The sequence below is a fragment of the Haloarcula sediminis genome (assembly GCF_035656455.1).
Lineage (GTDB): Archaea > Halobacteriota > Halobacteria > Halobacteriales > Haloarculaceae > Haloarcula > Haloarcula sediminis.
Map to the genome: position 1 here is coordinate 57,710 of NZ_JAYMGA010000010.1, position 20,093 is coordinate 77,802.

General features: G+C 55.6%; 16 protein-coding genes and 1 pseudogene. 14 read left to right on the plus strand and 3 right to left on the minus strand.

Translation table 11 applies throughout. The annotated features are described in order from the left end of the window. Positions 1-184: 184 nt before the first annotated feature. From VJ162_RS16015 to VJ162_RS16035, 5 genes are all read left to right on the plus strand, one after another. Positions 185-2,755, plus strand: coding sequence for a VWA domain-containing protein (locus VJ162_RS16015; RefSeq protein ID WP_324665734.1), 2,571 nt, complete (start codon positions 185-187; stop codon positions 2,753-2,755). Between the two features lie 137 nt (positions 2,756-2,892). Further along, positions 2,893-3,804, plus strand: coding sequence for a hypothetical protein (locus VJ162_RS16020; RefSeq protein WP_324665735.1), 912 nt, complete (start codon positions 2,893-2,895; stop codon positions 3,802-3,804). Positions 3,805-4,409: 605 nt separating this feature from the next. After that, entirely contained in the window at positions 4,410-4,769 is a 360-nt protein-coding gene (locus VJ162_RS16025; RefSeq protein WP_324665736.1) for a hypothetical protein, read from the plus strand. 910 nt (positions 4,770-5,679) lie between these two features. Then, a complete protein-coding gene (locus tag VJ162_RS16030; RefSeq protein ID WP_324665737.1) occupies positions 5,680-6,231 on the plus strand; it encodes a hypothetical protein in 552 nt (183 codons plus the stop codon). A gap of 222 nt (positions 6,232-6,453) precedes the next feature. Next, the gene (locus VJ162_RS16035) at positions 6,454-6,975 is read left to right on the plus strand and encodes a hypothetical protein (protein ID WP_324665738.1); all 522 of its coding nucleotides are present in this window, start codon (positions 6,454-6,456) and stop codon (positions 6,973-6,975) included. A gap of 591 nt (positions 6,976-7,566) precedes the next feature. Here VJ162_RS16035 and VJ162_RS16040 read toward each other — a convergent pair. Further along, on the minus strand, positions 7,567-8,796 hold the full coding sequence (locus VJ162_RS16040; RefSeq protein WP_324665739.1) for a tyrosine-type recombinase/integrase: 1,230 nt from the start codon (positions 8,794-8,796) through the stop codon (positions 7,567-7,569). A gap of 382 nt (positions 8,797-9,178) precedes the next feature. Between VJ162_RS16040 and VJ162_RS16045 the strand changes: the two genes are divergently transcribed. The 9 genes and pseudogenes from VJ162_RS16045 (at position 9,179) to VJ162_RS16085 (ending at position 18,445) form a co-directional block, all read left to right on the plus strand. Further along, positions 9,179-10,384, plus strand: coding sequence for a transcriptional regulator FilR1 domain-containing protein (locus VJ162_RS16045; protein WP_324665740.1), 1,206 nt, complete (start codon positions 9,179-9,181; stop codon positions 10,382-10,384). Between the two features lie 132 nt (positions 10,385-10,516). Beyond that, entirely contained in the window at positions 10,517-10,927 is a 411-nt protein-coding gene (locus VJ162_RS16050) for a DUF555 domain-containing protein (protein WP_324665741.1), read from the plus strand. 264 nt (positions 10,928-11,191) lie between these two features. After that, positions 11,192-12,076, plus strand: a complete 885-nt coding sequence (locus tag VJ162_RS16055; protein WP_324665742.1) for a ParA family protein — start codon at positions 11,192-11,194, stop codon at positions 12,074-12,076. After that, entirely contained in the window at positions 12,073-12,579 is a 507-nt protein-coding gene (locus VJ162_RS16060; protein ID WP_324665743.1) for a hypothetical protein, read from the plus strand. Before VJ162_RS16055 ends, VJ162_RS16060 begins: the two co-directional genes overlap by 4 nt. Positions 12,580-13,038: 459 nt before the next feature. Next, positions 13,039-14,778, plus strand: coding sequence for a transposase (locus VJ162_RS16065; protein WP_324665793.1), 1,740 nt, complete (start codon positions 13,039-13,041; stop codon positions 14,776-14,778). Positions 14,779-15,228: 450 nt separating this feature from the next. Further along, positions 15,229-15,535 (plus strand): annotated as a pseudogene (locus tag VJ162_RS16070) (transposase); the annotation flags it as partial. 81 nt (positions 15,536-15,616) lie between these two features. Further along, positions 15,617-16,528, plus strand: a complete 912-nt coding sequence (locus VJ162_RS16075) for an ABC transporter ATP-binding protein (RefSeq protein ID WP_324665744.1) — start codon at positions 15,617-15,619, stop codon at positions 16,526-16,528. Beyond that, positions 16,525-17,376 carry an ABC transporter permease gene (locus VJ162_RS16080; RefSeq protein ID WP_324665745.1) on the plus strand — a complete coding sequence of 284 codons (852 nt, stop codon included), beginning with the start codon at positions 16,525-16,527 and terminating at the stop codon, positions 17,374-17,376. The genes VJ162_RS16075 and VJ162_RS16080 overlap by 4 nt, the downstream gene beginning before the upstream one ends. A 367-nt stretch (positions 17,377-17,743) precedes the next feature. Continuing rightward, positions 17,744-18,445 carry a rhomboid family intramembrane serine protease gene (locus tag VJ162_RS16085; protein WP_324665746.1) on the plus strand — a complete coding sequence of 234 codons (702 nt, stop codon included), beginning with the start codon at positions 17,744-17,746 and terminating at the stop codon, positions 18,443-18,445. A gap of 308 nt (positions 18,446-18,753) precedes the next feature. On the opposite strand, the gene VJ162_RS16090 is transcribed toward VJ162_RS16085, so the two are convergent. Both VJ162_RS16090 and VJ162_RS16095 read right to left on the minus strand, forming a co-directional pair. Continuing rightward, the gene (locus VJ162_RS16090) at positions 18,754-19,419 is read right to left on the minus strand and encodes an HD domain-containing protein (protein WP_324665747.1); all 666 of its coding nucleotides are present in this window, start codon (positions 19,417-19,419) and stop codon (positions 18,754-18,756) included. A gap of 288 nt (positions 19,420-19,707) precedes the next feature. Next, positions 19,708-20,028, minus strand: coding sequence for a hypothetical protein (locus tag VJ162_RS16095; RefSeq protein WP_324665748.1), 321 nt, complete (start codon positions 20,026-20,028; stop codon positions 19,708-19,710). Positions 20,029-20,093 lie beyond the last annotated feature (65 nt).

Sequence of the window (20,093 nt, forward strand, 5' to 3'; positions counted from 1 at the left end):
AACACTGGTTTACTCCACGATGAGCATTCCACGTAAACGGTTGATAACCCTCTTTCCAGTGCTCAATGAAGAACATACCCGTGGATTTTTCAGCATCTATATCAGGAGTTTTGAGACACCGACTCTCCATAGAAGTTTATCTCGCATAAGAGATTGAGGAGACCACGGCTTCTCGTACATTCATATGTCCGCCATCCACCAAACCGATACGATACATCCAGTAGAGAAGTCCACACCCGATACTGCTTCTCTCGTCCGAACCTCGGCTAGCAGGTCCGATAGGCTCCGGGCGTTCATTCGTGGACACCTGCCTTTAGGTCTCGACGTAGAGGTCATTCTTACGCCAGCCGTCAAGACCGCCGCAGTCCTGCCAGCAGAAGCCGATGCGCTCGTGAGAAGTGATGCGACCGAGCTTGAACGGCAGCAGGCCGCACAATTGCTCGAAAGCGTCGACGCTGAGTTCCTCATACTAGTGACGACAGATCCAGCACCAATAGACCGAATCCCAGTGAACGATCAGCTGACAGCTGACCACGCTCACCAATTCGGTCTCGCCTTTCACGAACTGCTTCATATTCTCAAAACGGCAATCGGCCCCATTGCAGAACTTCTCGAATCCGAGATCGAGCCCAACCACCGCCAACAGGTACACGACCTCATCAATATCATCGAGGACGGTGCCATCGAACAGGAAGCGATTGAGGGGGCAAACTTCAGCGACAACGCCGAGATACGCCTCGAACTCACCCGCCGAATCCACTCGCAGGTTCCTGATGATCTCCCTGACGGCGAGCAAGTCCTATTCTCATTCTGGGATGCCGTGACGAGCGCCCTCTACGAGTGGGCAATCTATCCGACGGGTATCACAGAGGTTCTACTCGACGAAGACGATGAACGGATAGCCTTCGCGTCAGAGGCGGATGCCTCGGGATTCGACGCTGTTCAAGAGGTACTCCAAGCGTTAGCACGAGATACCCTCACAATCCGGGGTGCAAAACGCGACGACATCACCCATAGCCACGACAAGACGGCATCTGTACGGCGAGCCCAGTTGGTCGTCGAGACGTGGCAGTCGGCAATCCTGCCACTCCTAGAGGAGAACTCCGAAGCATCAACACAGTCGCCAGATCAGGACGATTCTGGGGACTCTGATGTAGACACCAACCCCTCATCGGACTCCGATTCTCCCGGAGCAGCAGATTCTAACTCTGATCCAGAACAGCCAATCGACGAGGGGGCTGGCGGAGTTCACGATGAGCACCCGCAACTCGAACGGAGCGCGACCGACGATCCATTTCAAGACGTCCTCAGACAGCCCTCGATCACTGCGGATTCATTCGACGAGAATCTCGAAGCGACACCTTCCCCACAGACCCCTGATTCCCTCGACGCTGGTACGTCAACACCCGATTCCGACGAGACACTAGGTTCGACCGACAGTGATGAAGACCAACCGTCACAGAGCCCGAAATCCTTCGACTCTAGAGCGCGGGCACTTGCTCGTTCTATTGAACAGCCTGGGGCACACCTTGATTCCCCGCAGAGTGGAGAGCCCTCAGTGGAGGAAAAGAGGGATGACGATTATATTGATGCAGGTCAGTCGACCATTGGAGACTTCGACGCTGTCGACGCTTCTCATAACGACCACGAAGTGGGAGAGACAACCAACTCTCACGAGGGCTTAGAGCAGGGTCATGACCGACGGGCGCCACTGATCACGAGTCCCTCACCCGACGAACAGCTAGACTCTATAGCCGATCCCGGCCCAGCGCATGCTGAGGTACTCGATCGTGATTCTACTGAGGAGGCAGACGCCTACGAAGGGGCACTCGAAGGAGACCGGACAGCCGCTCACGACGAAGCAGATCGAGAGGGAATCGACACCGACGCCTTAGAGCGGGAGCTGGAAGATCTCGCCCACCGGCTAGCCCGAGATGGTTCAGACGACCAAACAGGCGGCGGCAACGTAGGAGGACCAGGACAGCTCGACGAACTGGAGATCGTCCCAATCGCTGACGACCTCGCACCACCAGGCGTATCGGCTGACATCGAAGACGGCGCTGCTCAGGTAGCTGGCACGCTCGAGAAACAGCTCCGTCTCGACCGACAGCGTGGTGTCCGGCGAGGCTTGACCGCCGGCGGATACGATACTACTGCGGGACATCGGCTTCTGATCGGTGATCCCCGGGTCTGCAAAGTCGACACGCCGGGGCGCGAGAAGCGATACGCACTGGTGTTGGTTCTCGACCGGTCTGGCTCGATGCGGAACGGCGAGCCTCCGAAGATCGAGGTCGCGACGAAGGCGCTGGCGCGGTTTGCCGTCGCCGCCGAAGAGTTGGGGATTGATGTCGCGATAGTTGATTTCATCGACAGCCATGCCCGGCTCCTAAAGCCGTTCTCAGTCGAGACGCGACACATCCAGGCGACGTTACTGGACACGGACTGTGGCGGGGGTACGCCGTTGGCAGACGCGCTCGAACTCGCAAGTCAGCTCGTCGAGGACCATCGCGATGAACCGCTTATCGTGGCTGTCACCGACGGAGAGCCCAGTAGCGTCGACGATGTCATCGAACAGATCCGAGCATCCCCAGCCCCAATCTGTTCTCTCACAATCGCTACTGACACTCAGGCAGGGAATCTATCGGCTGATGCCTCAGAGCTCGCCACATACTACGAACGGGAAGCGACAATCTACGATGGGGATCAGCTAGACGACCGACTCGATCAATTCGCCAGTCTTCTCGTCGGTTTCTAAACTCCACGCTCACCTCGGTTTATCCGCCCGAATGGGGTACAGGGCGGAGTCCAGTTCAGCCCGTGAGACGAATGCAACGAAGACACATCCACGCCGCGTCGTCGACGCTACCGCCCCTTCGACTCCCACCAGGGTCCATGGGTGGAACCGACGCTCTACACAACTACGATGTCGAGACCGATCCTCCGGCAATTGAACCAGTCGAACACCGTATTCGGCTCGATTTCATGGCTGGCGGCCCCATCCGCCGCGATCAATTACTGGAGAAGTACAACTCTTGGAAGGGCGGTCCTGAGAATATAGATCCCTGGAAACAATCAGGGACGGCGAAACCGGAAGGTCTGAAATACGCCGAAGAGACGTGCTGTCGGACGCTCAAGGAAGAAGAGCGATACTACGATTGCTTCGAGGATGATCGAGCTCTCAGTGAGGCACCTGCGTTTCTCGCTCACCGCTTGCGGCAGTGTCGGTCAGCGACGGATCCAGAAGAAGCGCTTCACTCCGAGCGCAAGCGCCGTGCGACCTGGTACAGGAAGCTGATTCCCTGGCTCAATCTGTACCAAGTTCTGAAAAAATCGTCGTACGGGACGCTCTTTGGGAGTAGTGCTGGACCCCAGCCAAACGCTGAGGCCCTTACCAGGCAGAACACGCTCGTTGGGATGGTCGTCCTCGGAGATGACGATCAAACACCTTCCAAGTATGCTCGATCTCACAGTCTCCCAGCGAAGTACGTCATTCGGGAAGCAGACCTATCCTGTAGTGAGAGTTCTGCGGCAGCACGTCCGAGCGAGTTCGGAATAGAACTCCCGGCACCACTGCTCGTGGGAGAGTATACGACTGGGGGACGGTATCCGTTCATCCCCTGGTCGGATGGCCTTGTCTGTTCGTGTCCATACAAGCATGATCAACCTTGGAGAGTCCTCTGCAAGCACGAACTGCTTGCAGCTGTCGTCGCCGGCGACCAGAACTCTATCTTTCTACCAGTAACCAAGGGACTCGAGATCCCGCATCGAGCCCGCCGGTTCGTGAGTCCGGATTTTTCTGACTAGGATACTCCGGAACTTCACAGCTTGGAGCAGACGTGAGGCTTAGTTTTGATTTGGCAGATTCTGAGTTACCCCACGATTTGCAGGACTGTATTAGATCGTGGGGTAACTATCGTGCACTATCAGATGAGCGCATAGTTGCGTATTCCGCAACAACTGTGTCTATTTCCTGTCTGCCAACGTCCCTTCCTTCGATTGTCGCTATGCCAGCCCTCGATACCCGGCCTCAAGATGATGACTCCCGTCCGCTCTCCTTTTACCAGGAAGATAGCTGGCGCCGGCGTCGGGTTCTCTCAGCTGGCACAGTTACTGTACTTACGGCCCTCTCCGGCTGCCTCGGCTTCCTCAATCAAACTGGGGATGATGTATCCCCTGAACAAGAGACGAGTGTTTCGTCGGGTCAAGAGGTTGGGAGAGACGAGACATCCAACTCAAGAGACGATAGGGAACCTCAGTCCGAGATAGAGAGCCCCGACGCATCTGGGTCAGCTGAAACAACTCTTGGGAATGAATTCGTCAATGGACCCGTCGATAGTCCCCTAACTAACGATCATCCCTGGATAGACGACCCTGAGGGAAATCTCCAGTTGACGGACGTAACTGTTCACATGGGGACAGAGTGGGTTTTTGATTACCATCTGCTGGAAGACGATACATTAGCAGTATCAGTAGCTGGTGATCGATTCATCGTTGAAGGGAATGTCCATCTTGAGTGGGAGTGCGATACGTTTGGTCTGACGCATGTCTTGATGAACGACCGGGTGGGCGAAATCTATCTCGAACCCGTCACCAATGATGCTTGCCGCACGAATGAGAACAGTGCTGGAAGAGGTCCATGGCTGGCTCCGTTCTCGGTAACGGGCCGCTTCAACGGCGGACGGCCTGACACGCTGGAGGTCCATCTCGAAGGACCGTTCATCCAAGGTGATGGCCCCCGTGGTGGTGCCTATACTTTTCAAGAGCTCTAACCGAACCTGGGCTCAAATGGAAAGATAGGGCCGTATCAGCGCTGGTTTATCGACCCGAACAGAGTGGAGGGGCCGGACAGAAGCTGGCTTCTCCACGAAGCCATGGCAACCGAACAAGAAACTCAGAATGAATCGGTTCAAGCGGACAGGCAATCCACGCTGAAGCGAACAGTCTCCAGACAGACGGTGTTCGATAGTGGTGGAATCGCCGTCGACGGAACCCCGGTGGAATCAACCCTCTCGGATCACGGAATCGAACTCGCACCGTCTCGGTCAAGCCGTATCGATATGCCTCGCTGCCGAGGCTTTGTGGATGAGAGACCAATTGAGAGCAGTAGTGACATCAGCGAGAGTATTCAGGCGGCTCTTTTCGCAGCGACAAGCCGTGATCAACGTACGCTAGACGGACGGCTAGCGGCCATTCAGCCGCTTTTCGGCTCGTCAACTACGGACGGTGAAGGAGAATAGCCTGTATGAGGCCGTCGCTCATTCTCTTACTAAGTGCTACCGAAGTTACCCCACGTAGTGAGCAGAATGCAATTCGTGGGGTAACCCGTTGCGGAGGAGTTCCTTTCGGGACCAGTTGGTGTCAATACCTACACAAGAGAGGTCAATGAGACAGCTGGAACCTACGCGAATCGCAGAAGTGTTGCCTCCGGAGAGACTTCTGGAGACCAACCAGCAAAGGCTGATACGAGGAGGAATCGTCTGTATGCACGATATCCCAACCGTCCAGCAGTACGTGGCCTACGAGAATCAGCATGAAGGACGACGTTGGGTTCTCAGAATGCTCGCAGCGCGAGCAGCGGCGCTACGTGAGTTGGAAACAGAGCCAGAGACTGAAGATCGAGACTGCAGGCAGACTGATATTCGTTCGCGACGAATCTGAGTCATACAACGGAGGATTTCGATGGCAGCTCAACCCGGAACTGGCAGTGGTCGCGACTTCGTCACAATCTCCAAAACAGGCTCGGTTGATCGTAGTGAGTATCCCGAACTCGCAGATCTACTACTCGAGGGACGGACACAGCTCACCGCGGAAACGAGCTACCTAATGAAATTCGGAGACGAGTCACACCGCAGTCTCACACCCTTCGACGTTTCCTCGCTCCACGATGTCCCAGCCTACCCGTTGCCAGAGACTGCACTGGATTCTCTGCCTGCTCACGTTCGTGCAGAACTCGAACAGAACGGTGCCATCCAGATGGTCGCCTCGTACGACCCTGAGAACCACCGGTTCGAAGAAGTCGATCTCGCTTGGGACGACCAGGACTTCCTCGAACGAGTCACGGAACTGATCGCCGGGGAACTCTCGATTCACGAGGCTGTCGACTGGATCGTCGTCGAGGAAGCAGAGCGGTTCACTGTCGCCCAGTGGGCTGAAATCCGAGATGTGACCGAAGATGCAGTTCGGTCGAATATCAACGCTGCTCGTGAGAAGTTGCTCGCTGAGCCCGAGTAGTCTCAGAACCCAGGTATTGGACAGTCAACATGCAGTCCCGGGTTCGGTGTTAGGATTCGTTTCTAACGTTTCTAATCTCATAATGGATTGGCCACCCTTCGTTTCTAACGTTAATAATACTGCTACCGCTGCTGCTGTTGTCGATATCCCAGCTCTGAATTTTATCTCTCTGAAGAGCGTGGAGGAGCGAACAGTCGCACTCGTTCTTCCATCCCTCTCCACATGGCAGTCACAAACTCATCCTCAATCCAAGAAGACGAACAGGGGCCGATAGTTGATGGCCGCGATCGGCGGGCTCGTGAAGAAAACATGGACGTAGCACTGCTTCGCCAGGGTGGCCTCTATGAGGTTCAGTCCGAATCAGGCGCGCGATACGAAGTAGACCTCCTGGACAGACAATGCAACTGTCCCGATGGGGAAAACCCATCTACCCCGAGCCCCTGTAAGCACGTCAGGCGAGTCGAGTTAGAATTAGAGGCCGGTCAAATTCCGCGTCCAGATGGACGCATACCGCAGCAAAGTGACGTTGGACAGTCTGAACCCGTATCCAGGGACTCCGAGGTGCGATTCAAATCTCATCTCCTCTCGAAAATCCAGCGAAGAGAAGAGGAGCTCGCTCATCTGGATGCTGAGGTACAGGCTCTCCAGTTCGTGTACGATGTCATCGAAGAAATCTCAGAGGGAGATGACTTCGATCTCAAAAACGCGTTGTCTGAGGAATACGGTCCAGCGAGTCAACTGTAGCTCCTTACTCGGAGATCTCCTCGTCGTCCAGTTCTTCGTCGGCAAACTCGATCAGTTTCTGCAGTCGGTCGTCGAACTCGTCTTCGAACTCAGTATGGAGCGCATCATCGTACATTCGAAGAGTACGTCCCAATCCAATGGCAGCGAGGTAGTCTCGAAACTGGTTGCTATTCATATCCTCGGGGGACGTTCTCAGCGATTCCGCGTTCCAGCCCGCTGACCAGAGTTGGAGAAGGTCGAGGTGTTTGACAACTGCAAGTCGAGCAAAATCTGCAAGCGCAGCATCAACCTCTCGAGATAATTGCTTGTAGGAGACTGAATCGCGGTCGAAGTCTCGTTCGCCCGCTAACAGGTCACTGATATAAGAGAGCGAACGCAGTGACAGGAATCCATCTCTATCGATTGCCATCGGTGGATCGGTTTCGGATTCAGCTGTATCGGACAATGCCTGTCCACAGGATCCACAATAATGGTGAACCGCCTTGACCTGACCTCCGCAGTTCGGGCAGTATGGCATAGCATGAGCTACGTGTCATAGATATTGAGTTTTGTTGATAGGATCATCCCCTGCTAGATCTTGGTGTAGTAGCCTCAAATTGAGTCGATATCGTTGAGTGCTTCTGTCGCAACATCACCGAGTTCGCCGGCCTCGATGTGAGAGTACCGCTCTCGAACCATCTCCTCTGAATTGTCGAGATATCGGGCCGCCACGGTGTATCCAAAGGCTCTGACGAGGACCTCACCCATCCCGCGCCGGCCGCCGTGGGGAGCGAGATAGTCGTGTTTCGGATGGTCAATGTCGATCTCTGCGGCTCCTGAGAGGTGCTGGAGAATCGACCGTGCGCCGTCAGTCGTGATTGACGGCGGGAGAATATCTTCAGCAATTGCCAGCAGGAGGTCGCGAGCGTACTCCACACGGTGTTCAGAAATTACTTCCTGGCGTTCCCCTCGGTCGGTTAGCTCATCTTGGACAAGCCCTGCGAGCGTCCGCTGGTCAAACGTCGGAAACACTGGCCACCGCTCAGTCGATGGGTCCATCAGCTGACGGTAGCTCCGCAGCGGCGAGATCACCGGGTCGGGGAGACTGGCGGCATCCCACTGCTGTTTCTTCCGGTAGACGTCCATACTCCCGTCGTCGAGAGAGAGGTCCTCCCAGCGGACGCCACGCCGGCGTGGGTCGTTCGGGTCCCGGAGGAGTTCCCCAACGCGGACGGCGGTGTACGCGAGGACGAAGACCAGGGCCCGGTCACGTGCCGCCTTCAGCGCCGCGTAGCGCGCTCGCTGCTTGTCGAGCGGGTCAGTATCTGCCGGGAGTGTCGTGTACGCCTCTATGGCGTTGCGAGCCTGCTCGTCAACGTGACGGGTGAGTGCGTGGCGCTGTTCGGACGTCCAGGCCTGCTGGTCGCCGGGCTTGCGGCCGTCGTCCTCAGGCAGCGGCGCCGTCGCACTCGCCCGTTGGGCGTAGTGCGCTTCGAGATACCCCTCGTTGACGCACCAGCCGCACCACGCAGAGATATAGCGATAATAGGTTTGTACCGTGTTCTGCTTGAGTCCCCGATCTCCGGCGAGGTAACGGGCGTACTCTCTGAACATTCGTTCGTCGAGGTCCTCGAACGCTGGGTCTCGGTCGACGTCGTCGGGGACGACTCCCGTCCAATCGTCGCGACCACGTTCGCCGGCAGTCCATTCGGCAAATCGCTTGAGTTCGCGCGCAACGTTGCGTCGATAGTTCCCGCCATCACCACCGCGACCTTTCCCCTTGTCCTGGAGGTACCGCTCGAACGTCTCGTCGAGCAACGTAGAGAGTACTCGGTCAGGCATCGACTGGCTCCCCTCGTTTCTGCGAGTCCGGTCTCGGCGGCTCTACCCCGGGGGAAGCGCCGTTCTGAGCCGATTGCAGCATTCGTGGTTCACCGACGGCGTCGGGGTACTTGAAAGTGGTCGTGATTACCGGCGTAATCATGACCAACTGGCTCAATTCACATTCTCTTCTAATCACGCGTTTAGGAGCCCACAGCCGGAGAAATTCGGCAAGTAAATATTTCATAAATCGTATACTGCTATACTATTTGCGGCTGCTCCCGAGGCCAGCCTCAGAGATTAGCTGAGAGTCAACCCTAGAGGAGTACAATTACTATCTGTAGTGTCTGGTATGCAAACACTCATTATCTCTAATAACCACCAGATATGCGATAATCGCAGTATGAATCCCGAGAAATTCCTCCAATCTCTTCTAGACTCCCGGGTACAAGCCAGTGCTAGCACATCATACCGGAGCCAGCATCCAACGCGTATCCGCGTCTTGCAAGCCCTCCAACGTGGAAGCCTCTGTATTCCCGATCTTGCAGCGATGACGGATGTTACTCGCCAGACGACGTATCGAGCGGTTGCCCCACTCGAAGAAGCCGGTCTCGTTCGAGAGCGGAACGAGCGGTACACGTTGACCTGCTCTGGAGCGAGACTGCTGCAGGCCTACTCCGATATTGATGCGAAGGTAACAATCGAATCGCTTGCCCGCCTCGCACGTTCATCACACCAACAGTGGCTACTTCGTGCTCTCAGTGAAGAGTCCATTAGAAGGAGCAATCTCGTCAAGTGTGCCCGAGATGAGAGAGCAATCGCTCGAACAACGGTCCATCGGATAATCACCTGTCTGCAGAAGGATGGTTATGTCGAACTCCGGGCTGATGTCTATGAGCTATCAGAGACAGGTGAGCTACTCTACCAGGTATTCGGACAACTTCAGACCATAGTAGCAGGAGCTATTGAATACAAGAAGTTCATTCGGTGGCTACCCGCTGAGCTCGATTCGTTTCCGCTCGAAGCCCTCGAGGATTCCACGCTTATACATAATACTCCTGACCAGCCCCACAACGTATTGAACGCGTTTGTGAGCGGTGCTAAAGCAGATTTAGAGGGACTACAGGGTATGAGTGCCATCCGGAGCCCTGCACTCGATCAGGCATATCGTCCCGTCATCGAACACTCCCCTAGTGTCACTGTTATATTCACCGACCAGGTTCTCTTCCAGTTCCACAGCGACCATCGATTTGTCGACTATGCCGCACAGGACGATTATTCCGTGTATCTCGAAGAGGGGTCCGTCAGGCCAAGTGCACGACTACTGTTCGTTCCCGGACCGATACCGCTCCTCCTTGCCATATACGACGATTCGCGAGTAATCATGGCACCCGCTCCCTCAACTGGAGTCACGGAAGCAGAGTCAACAGCTCTCGAATCATCCGACTCCTGTGTTATAGAATGGGTACAGGGCCTCTTCAACGAATACTTCGAAGGCGCTCGTCCGCCCATACGTGTATTTCAGGAGCATGTAGCAAGTGCCCTCAGAGACGAGCAAAGTCACGAACGCTCGGTTCAATCGTCGTTACCTCAGACGAAGGTAACATGATTTGTTGGAAAGAAATGTTCCACAACTCGTTACACTGTCTTTGGAGTTGCCCTATTGACCGTTGCTCGCTTCTGCATCGTCATGGCCGAAAGACAAACTCAATCTAGTACGGCCACTAACGATGGTTCCCCGATGGTTGAGAGTGAATCCCATCCAGAACCGACACCCCAGGATGGGAGTCACAGCGCCACCACCGGTAATGAATGGCATAGCGTGACGTTCTCCGTGCCGTGGATCGTCCGTGGAGCTGACACGGGACAAGATGCCATCAATATCGCTGTTAGCGAAGTCGGCAAGCGGATCAGTGCTGCCAGCGATCGCACAAGGAACTGTAACATCGAGGTGCAAAGCCTGGGTTGCAACGACTGTAACAGTAAGACAGAAGCCCTGATGTTGGTTTCAAAGACTGCTCTCGTCGGTCTCTTTGTGACCCTTGAGGTCCAAGCTAAGTCAGCGGAGGAGGCAGAGCGAAGGGCTCGAAGAGAGATCGGGCCACATCTGGAAGATACACCACTCACGTCGGTCGACGTATCGCGTGAGTAGTCAACACCGCGCATTTCTAATATTAATAGCGTTAGAAAAACTGCCAATGTTAAAAACATAGAGAGTGTTTCTAACAGCATGGGTGAAGTCGAAATCTCGGTCCTGCTAAAGTACCCGTCTTAGACCGATTAATGACGTTCTCAGCGTCAATGGTCTCTGATACGTAATCAGCGTTAGAAACATTATTAATATTAGAAACGTCAGACAAGTGGCTGACTAACGTTTTTAGCGTTAGAAACAGTCGAAATGAATAGAGCATTAGAAATGTCGGAAACCACCCAACCAGAGGTAATCGCAGTATCGTTCCAGAAAGGCGGAACAGGAAAGACCTTCACCGCACTCAACCTCGCGGGTGGACTCGCAGCACGCGGGTTCGATGTCCTCCTTATCGACCTCGACCCACAGGGGTCGCTAACGGCAAACCTCGGTAAGAGAGAAGTCTACGAGGACATCGACCAGCTGTCACTGGACAACGTTCTCCTGGATGTGAACAAGTGGTCGGAGATCAACGAGATCATTCTCAAGGATCACGAGGAGTTCGATCTGATTCCTTCGAACACGACGTTCAACGGGAACAAGACGCCACTCGATTCGGCTGATGCCGGTGAGAACCGACTCGGCAAGGTCATCGAACAAATCGACCAGGACTACCATTTCATCGTCTGTGACTGTCCGCCTGATCTTTCAGCGTATTCGAAGAATGCTGTCACGGCCGGCGAGAACGTCATCGTACCGATGCAGCCGCGCTCGGAGATGATACACTCGGCGAACCTGCTGTTTGACCACTACGAGACGCTGGCGATGATGCACAGCCTCGAAATCGAGTATCTCGCGTTCACTATGACCTACGATTCGACGAAGCTCACCAAAGAAAAGCGAAAGGTCATCGATTGGTTCGAGGACACATTCGACGAGAAAGGAGTCCTCGTCGACGACAGAGCTGCCTTCGACCGAGCAAAATGGAATCAGGCGTCGATCTATAAGCACAGTGAGGCTGTCGAGAACGACCAGTTCCCTGTATTTGACCAAGTCGTGCAGCATGTCCTCGAGCAGACATCACCTCCAGATCATGACGTCGACCTCAAACACGCACGGAACATGAGTACCGAAGAACTCCGAGAGCGCATCAAGGAGGCCCCTGAAGCATGAGCGATCTCGAACAAGAAATGGAAGAGACGGCCGAGCGAGCAAAGGCACTGGGTGTGAGCGGTGATCAGCCGACAGATCCGTCTGAGTTAGTTGAAGAGGACGAGGAGACAGTAGACGATGAGCACGACGGCGGTGAAACTGCGAGCGAAGAAGTGAAAACAACAGAAACGTCAGCAACATCAGAAACGTTAGAAACGCAAGAAACTGAAGAGAAAGGAGACGAAGGGGGCCCTGAACCAGGCGGTCTTGACGATCACGTCTACCCGAACCCAGACAAGGACTTGGGGGCGCTGATCGATACATACGAAAATTTCAACGTGTACGTTCCCCCCGAAGTGAAAGAGGAGGTCAACGCTTTCTATAAGCAGGTAGACTACGAGTTCTCCCAAGAGTTCGAAGGTGAACTCGACAAGCACTGGGACTTCTACACGGCTCTCTTCAGAGCAGTGCTACAGAATCGAGAGATTGTCCGAGAAGAGTTAGGGATGTCTGAATCAGAATAAGATATTGTGTCTCAACAAATCCTGATGAACCGTAACGATCAATCTGTCATCTCGTACCAGAACTGACTGACTACCGCGGTCTTTTTATCGAATGGTGGAAGCATACACGTTGAGAGTTCTTTGATAGGCGGTATTACGCTTATTGGAGTAAACGTAAGCACTCGGTGACACATAGAATTTTGCCGTATTCAGAGTCCTGAAGCATTATAGTAGCGTTCTGTGGATATCATTCCTGTGTATAAACGTTATACCGATATATTATTATTCACAGATGGCGCCACGTTTTCGGGATCTCAAATTCTACCAACCACTAGACTGCTGACAATACCGTTGTGTCGTAGTATCGACTGATGAGACAGCTATGAGTTCAAGAGAAATCTGAACCAGTCGATTTAGCGACCAATGTGACGAGTTGAAATCTCTTGCCGACGGACTCAGAACTAGATGACTTCTGAGCAGATGTCAACAGGTGACGACGACGCCCCCGCGCTCGCGGGGGCGATCGTCTATCACGCTGGAGAAGTCTGTGAAACAGTGGATCATCTCTGGCGTGTCCTCGGGGAGGTATCGATTCCAGTTGAAGGACTCACTGACTGCCGACAGCAACACAAAGCCGCAAACGGGACTGAGCCGATGGCTCGGGTGTATCTCTATCAGGAGATCTACGACCTCGCCCAGAGCGAGGTCGCAGATCGTCTCGAAAACCGACCATCACTCCTGAAGATACTTGATTTGGAGAAGGCACCGTCCCAGCAATCACTCTCGTACGCGTGGCAGCAGTTTAGCGAACAAACCAAACGGACGCTTAACGCCGCAGCTACGGGTATCGTACAAGAAGCTGTTGACTGCGGTGTCGTGTTGGAAGCGCGGGTTCCGATCATTCCCGATGAAGACGATATCGAAGAAGACGGTGATGAACCGACCGTAACACGTGAGCACGTTCGAAAGCAGGGGAACAAAATTGTCGAGCTCGCCCGAAGGCATGCCTTCGGCGAGTTCGACTCTCACAGAGCCGATAACAAAGTCTACGAGGACGAACAGATCCTCGATCTGTTCGCCTCGGCATGCCTCACCCAAGGAAGCGCCCACTCCGAAGGCGAAGCTGGCTGGTTTCTCGACGAAAACGACGCCTGTGATGACTCTACGTTCCTCCGAGTGATCAAGCAGTTCGCAATGCCGGCTGATCAGGAGGTCTCTGTCCCACTCCAAGAGCAACAGATTGAGGATATCGTGGCGTTCACCGAGGTGTTCCGCGAGTATCTCATGGACGCGTTCGATACAGCGACCGAGAATATCCTCCAGACGATTCGGTACGAAGATCCATTCGACGACCGCCACGTCGTGGCGGCCGTCGATTTCACCCACGTTCCCTACCACGTCTGGCCGTGGATCGACAAGGACGACGAGATTCCGAAGTCGACGTACCCGCCCATGGTGAGCGGGTACGTCGACGATGGTGAGTTGAAACACGGCTACACGTTCGCGACGATCACAATCGTCGGGAACGATGTTCCGATCATCCTTGGGATTGAGGGCGTCAAGGAACATTCAGACTGGGAACCAGTCGACGCCCCAGCTGACTCGAAAGCAGACGTCGTAGCGCGTCTGCTTTCGAGAGCCCAGCAGTACGTCGATCTGGACGAGATTCTGCTAGATCGTGGCTTCTACACGAGAAACGTCCGTGCAGAGATCAACGGTCGTGGCTTGCTGTACACGATGCCAGTACCGAAGTACGAGCCGGATTACGAGGCCATTGAGAAAATCGAGAGTAAAGACGGGGTAGACGCGGCCGTCAACCACGACGTCCCCGTCGGGATAGACGGGGACGTCGATCATACTGCAGAATATCTGTACGTTCCAGCCACCAGTGACGACGCTGAAGGCAAGTACGCCGTATTCGTGACGAACCGCGATCACGTCGATCCCGACGAGATCGCTCACGTGACCAACAGCTACAGCCGTCGCTGGGACATCGAAAACCAGTACAAGTCGGTGAAAGCGTACCTCCCCAAGACCTCCTCAACAGACTACCGAGTACGGTTGTTCAACTTCACGTTCGCAGCGCTACTGTACAATCTGTGGCGACTCACCGACTTTCTGGTGAAAGTCGGCATGGAGCGAGAAATCAGGTCGCCGCCAGTCGTGACCGCCAGGACGTTCGTCCGGGCGGTCGGGAACTCCCTCCGAAAAGCCGGGTGAGAAGGCGTGCTGTATCTGTCGCTCGTCTGCGGCAAGCCGCAGGACTCGCGGTCTGAGCATGATATCGGCTGTTCTCTTCCAATCGCCCCATCTTTCCTCGTCAGCTGGCGACCGATGCATAGGAGTTCCTTGAAAACATCTCAAACTTCGTCTGATTCGGCCGCTATTCGTTTGTAGACGCTCTATATCCCGAAAACGTGTGGCGCTGCGAATACCGCCGAATTCGTGCACGAGAGAACCGTCTCTCGGAGAAAATCGCTCCAGAATACTGGTCGGTTCAACAGTCACGACCGCTCCTCAGCGGTGATGAGGAGCGGTCGGAGAGAAAAGACGAAGCAAATCAGCCGATTCAGACAGTGATGCCTCTCACGAGGGGCAAGCACGGCGTGGATTTCACAGCAATGCGCTCACCTCCCGGCGAAGGAACGCACGAAACCGCGGGGCCATCCGGCGGGCGACCTGCGGAGCCTCGCTGCTGACAAAGGATATGACGCGAAAGCCTTCCGTGACGAACTCCGTCAAAACGGTATCCGCCCGTTGATCAAACACCGCCTGTTTAACTCACTCGGTCACGATCACAACGCCCGCATGGACAGTGATCGGTATCACCAACGATTCATGTCTGAAACCGTCTTCTCAAGCATCAAGCGCACGCTCGGCGGTGCCGTGCGTGCGCGAAGTTGAGTGGCTTGAGTTCCGTGAAATCATTCTCAAAGCCACCGTCTACAACCTTCGCCGGAGCGTCCGATATCCGTAAAATGTAGCGCAGTGTATCGAAACTACAGAGTCAAACCAGTATATATTTGTGAACAGATTATAAATGTAAAGCGCCCTCCAGATGACTGCTATCGAAACCACAAAGCTGACCAAGCGGTATGATGAGGAAACAGCGCTTGATGAGTTTAATCTCCGCGTAGAACGTGGAGAGGTGTTTGGTTTCCTCGGCCCGAACGGGGCGGGGAAATCGACGACCATCGACGTTTTCCTAGATTTCATCCGGCCGACCGAGGGGCGCGCTGTCGTTACAGACCATGACCCACAGCAAACCCCTCGAAAGGTAAGACAGAACATCGGTGTTCTTCCGGACGAGTACAGCCTATACGACTCGCTTACTGGAATAGAACACATCGAACTGGCCAAAGATTTGCATGGAAGCGAGGAAGACACTGATGCACTCCTCTCCCGTGTTGGACTGGCTGATGCCGGTGACCAGGCAGCCGGGAGTTACTCGAAAGGCATGGCGCAGCGACTGGCGTTCGGGATGGCACTCGTTGGTGACCCCGACGTACTCATTCTCGATGAACCATCAGCAGGCATCGACCCGAATGGCCTCCAAGACATGCGAGAGATAATCCGAGCGGAAGCCGAAGCTGGAACAACGGTTTTCTTTTCGACCCACATCCTCGAACAGGTCGAAGCAGTCTGTGATCGCGTTGCAATCATCAACGACGGCGAACTCGTCGCCGTCGATACTATCTCTGGCCTTCGAGATACCTTCGACGAGCGATCGACGTTGACTCTTTCAATTGACGGCACGCCGACGGGGCTCGAACTGGGCAACCTCAACGGTGTCAGCGATGTCGAATACACTGACGGGACTCTCAATGTCCAGCTTCGTAATCCCCAGCAGAAATCCACCGTCATCGCGCAAGTTGAAGCCTCCGGCGTATCCGTAACCAACATCGAAATCGAGGAAGCGTCACTGGCTGATTTGTTTAGTCAGCTCACAACCGGAGGGGATTCGGAATGAGTTCGCTGACAACAATCGCGCAGAAAGATTTCAAAGATTCACTGCGTACTCGATCGATCTGGGTGATTGCCGGGGCGATGACGATTCTCAGTCTGTCGCACATCCTGGCGTTTCTATCCACCCCGATTGCGAATCAGCATACGCAACCGTTCATTCTTGCAGTCGCTCAGTTCACGCTCTGGCTGCCACTCGCGGCGATCGGCATCGGGTTCAAATCTATTGTTGGCGAACGAACCTCCGGAAGCATCCGTATACTGCTCGGACAGCCAGGGACCCGTCGTAGTGTCGTCTTTGGCACCTACCTTGGCCGATTACTGATACTAGCAACAACGGTTTTACTTGCCCTCTCAGTCATGGCTGCCGTTGTTGCCCTCGGATTTGGAACCATCGGGTACATCAACGTACTTGGCGGTACAATAGCGCTGCTCCTCTTTGCGTTCGCATGGATCGGTCTTACCGTCGGCGTGTCCAGTTTCGTCGCCAGCGAAACTCGCGCTATCGGTCTTGTAATGGGGATTTATGCAATCGTTGAACCACTCTGGCGGAACCTCATCCTGCGATTGTTCGCGGTTGTCTTCACCGGGACCACACAAACACCGAGTCCAGGGACTGTTTTCTACTCTCTTGAGGAGCCAACGTGGTACCTCTATGTCAATCGGCTGAGCCCAGCTGAAGCGTTCAACGCTGCACGCTACTACATTCCTGACCTCATCGAAGGACTTTGGTACGGAACAACAATCCCCGGGCCGAATCTTCCGAACGTATTCGGTATCTTGGTCTTGATTGGATGGGCAACGATTCCAGTCTATCTTGGATATCGACGATTCGAAGGGGCTGATCTAGGCTAGTCCCTACTATTGTACTGACTCTACTCCGCTACCCATACGTCCAACAGATAGAGTGGTACCCAGGCCATCACCGCCGTTGATCCCAGGATGGTCATCAACCCAGCTACAAAGAACCAATATATAATTCTGACCGGGCTCGCTGCGTGCCAGCCAACGGAGGCAGTCCACTTCACTGAGCTTCGCGCCGACGAATCCGCGCCAGGGACGCCGATTCACGCTGAATACGTCCATATCCACCTCCCACGGTTGGCTGCAGCTGGCTACATCGTGTGGGAGGAACAGAGCCACGAGATTAGCCAGGGTCCACGGTTCGAGGAGATTGAGTCGTTCCCCGAGCTGGTCCAGACTCACAGTGAGTGTCTTCCCAATGGCTGGGTGTAACGCGTCGGTCGCGAGTACGGACCGACCGTCGCTCGTCGACGGAGTTCGTCGACGGCTCACCTTCCAGGAGCGGCCAGCCACGCAGGCGTTGGTCCTGGTGTTACTGCTGTGGTTCGGCGTCCAGCTTGGGACGCTGTATCTCGGCTGGACGGTCGCACAGTGGCAGTGGGTGTTCACGACGGACTCGTTCCCGGCACTCTCACCGGGACTTGTCCTCGCATCCATCTCGCATGACCCCGCGAATGTGACGCATATACTCGGGAATGTCACCTTGTTCTGGCTGTTCGCCGGCGAGAGTGAGCAACATCTGAGTGGCGTCGAGGTCCTGGGCTTCTTCGTCGCAACGGCGCTGGTGTCGGTGACGGTCGGCTCGGCGGTGACGGGTGACAGTATGCTGGGCGCCAGTGGCGGTGTACTGGCGTTCGTCGGGTTCTACGGAGCACACCTCTTGGTCACACATCGAGGCGGGCTGGCGCTGGACACGAGCGATTATGGGCCGCTGGACGAAGGGGCACTGCGTGCATACTGGCAGAGTGCACTGTTGCTGTTCCCGCCAGAGTTCCTTCTGTTTACGCTCGGGCAGTACGCTGGTGTCGTACCAGCTGGTCGGGTGGCTGTGATCGGCCACCTCGTTGGGTTGGTGCTCGGTGTCGGGTATGGGGTGGGGCGAGCTAGATTCAGGAGATAGGCGGGCACTGAGTCTCAAAACCCACTCCCACAGGCCGGACACGTGGGTTCACCACCGTCCGTCGACGGCGCCACGCTGAGCTGGCACTGGTCACACCACAGCCGCCGCTCGTGGGTGCCGTCAGGGTTGTTGTGGGTCATGGGTGGGGCTACGTGTGGCAGGAGCGAGAGCTTCTATTCTGTTAACCAACACAGGCGGCTCAAATTGCATCGCGTGGTGGTTAGTCTACTCCGCCATCTTGCAGCCAGTGCCACACTCTACGTCACCGGCCTACCGACGCGACAGCATTGCTCGTCAGTATAGGCGTGTCACGTGCCTGTGTCTGCGCCGGTTTCGTGAGCGAACTGGGCGAAAAACTGCTCCATGAACGCCCATCGGGATTCCCCAAGACGTCGGCCTGGGGAAGTGTACAGCGCATCCAGCCGTTCGCGCGCCCACTCCCGTAACAGGTCAATATCTGGCCCGTCTGGACGGTCTCCATCGAGTGTGGCCGCATCATCAAGGACAGCATACTGGTCTTCAGCACGCCCGGAGCGCTCACCGACGATACAGGCGAGGCGAACGAGCCCGACAGCGCCAGCCGCGTCGAGCTTGTCAGCGTCGAAGAGCAACTTCGCTTCGAGTGTCGTGGGAGTTGGCGAACTCGACCGGATGCTGTGGGTCCGGAGACAGTGTTCGATGGCGGAGATCTGGTCCGGTGTCACGTCTTCCTCCGCAAGTAGGGTTGTAGCTTCGTTCGCGGCCCACTCGCCGTGGTCGTTGATCTCTCCGAGACGTTCGAGGGGGCGGCCGATGTCGTGCAACCACGCCGCAGCTGTGAGGACGGCTCTGTCGATCGACTCGGAGTGCTGGGCCGCCAGTTGGACCGAGACATCACGGACTCGCTTTGCGTGGAAGATATCGTGTGCTGGGAGGGCCTCTGCATAGTACGGGCGCGATACCTCTCGTATACGGGGGCCAATGCTGGAGGGCATTATTGTCAGGCCGTAGCTGCAGTCCGCTTAGTAGTTCCGAAAGCCCGTGTCTGGCGCTCATCGGGTCGCAGGTACTGTGGTTGATGTTCGAACGACCGACCGGTTACCGGTAGGTTCGGGAAGCGGCGCTTCCGTTACCCAACACAGGTGGCTTCCGACGCGATACTGTTGGGTAAGAATCGGGATAGAACAGTCACCGCAGCATCCACGCCACAGTTGAGACGGTCGACAACGCCATCGCGGGGACGAGCAGGGCGCCGACCAGGACCTCCGCACCCGAAGTCGGTGTCACCACTCAACGAGCGGAAACAGATACGCCTGCTCGACCAGGTGGTACGGCCGTCTCTCGTGGGTCTGCGTCGGCGCGTTCGCGACAAACTCCTGCGGCGCGTAGCCCAGTAGCCGCATATCACTCGAGCCGACACGACTGGCCAGCACGTAGTAGTCAGCGCGGAGTTGGTCGTAGGCGTCGACGGTGAGGGCGGGGTCGGCGCGGTGGCGGCCGACGGTCTTGACGTCGATGGTGGCACCGCGATACCGGAGGTCGACGCCTCCGTCGCCGCCGTCGGCGTAGACCTCGGTGTTCAGGCGGTCGGCGATACCGAGCAACTGGGCCAGTGCGTCTTCACCGAGCAGGTCGGTGAGGTGGTCGTCGGAGGTGCCGGCGGTCGTGT

What these genes read in the sequence shown, in the direction of transcription:
- VJ162_RS16015 (WP_324665734.1), top strand. Translation starts at nt 185, where the DNA reads ATGTCCGCCATCCACCAAACCGATACGATACATCCAGTAGAGAAGTCC.
- VJ162_RS16020 (WP_324665735.1), top strand. Translation starts at nt 2,893, where the DNA reads ATGGGTGGAACCGACGCTCTACACAACTACGATGTCGAGACCGATCCT.
- VJ162_RS16025 (WP_324665736.1), top strand. Translation starts at nt 4,410, where the DNA reads ATGGGGACAGAGTGGGTTTTTGATTACCATCTGCTGGAAGACGATACA.
- VJ162_RS16030 (WP_324665737.1), top strand. Translation starts at nt 5,680, where the DNA reads ATGGCAGCTCAACCCGGAACTGGCAGTGGTCGCGACTTCGTCACAATC.
- VJ162_RS16035 (WP_324665738.1), top strand. Translation starts at nt 6,454, where the DNA reads ATGGCAGTCACAAACTCATCCTCAATCCAAGAAGACGAACAGGGGCCG.
- VJ162_RS16040 (WP_324665739.1), bottom strand. Translation starts at nt 8,796, where the DNA reads ATGCCTGACCGAGTACTCTCTACGTTGCTCGACGAGACGTTCGAGCGG.
- VJ162_RS16045 (WP_324665740.1), top strand. Translation starts at nt 9,179, where the DNA reads ATGAATCCCGAGAAATTCCTCCAATCTCTTCTAGACTCCCGGGTACAA.
- VJ162_RS16050 (WP_324665741.1), top strand. Translation starts at nt 10,517, where the DNA reads ATGGTTGAGAGTGAATCCCATCCAGAACCGACACCCCAGGATGGGAGT.
- VJ162_RS16055 (WP_324665742.1), top strand. Translation starts at nt 11,192, where the DNA reads ATGTCGGAAACCACCCAACCAGAGGTAATCGCAGTATCGTTCCAGAAA.
- VJ162_RS16060 (WP_324665743.1), top strand. Translation starts at nt 12,073, where the DNA reads ATGAGCGATCTCGAACAAGAAATGGAAGAGACGGCCGAGCGAGCAAAG.
- VJ162_RS16065 (WP_324665793.1), top strand. Translation starts at nt 13,039, where the DNA reads ATGTCAACAGGTGACGACGACGCCCCCGCGCTCGCGGGGGCGATCGTC.
- VJ162_RS16075 (WP_324665744.1), top strand. Translation starts at nt 15,617, where the DNA reads ATGACTGCTATCGAAACCACAAAGCTGACCAAGCGGTATGATGAGGAA.
- VJ162_RS16080 (WP_324665745.1), top strand. Translation starts at nt 16,525, where the DNA reads ATGAGTTCGCTGACAACAATCGCGCAGAAAGATTTCAAAGATTCACTG.
- VJ162_RS16085 (WP_324665746.1), top strand. Translation starts at nt 17,744, where the DNA reads ATGGCTGGGTGTAACGCGTCGGTCGCGAGTACGGACCGACCGTCGCTC.
- VJ162_RS16090 (WP_324665747.1), bottom strand. Translation starts at nt 19,419, where the DNA reads ATGCCCTCCAGCATTGGCCCCCGTATACGAGAGGTATCGCGCCCGTAC.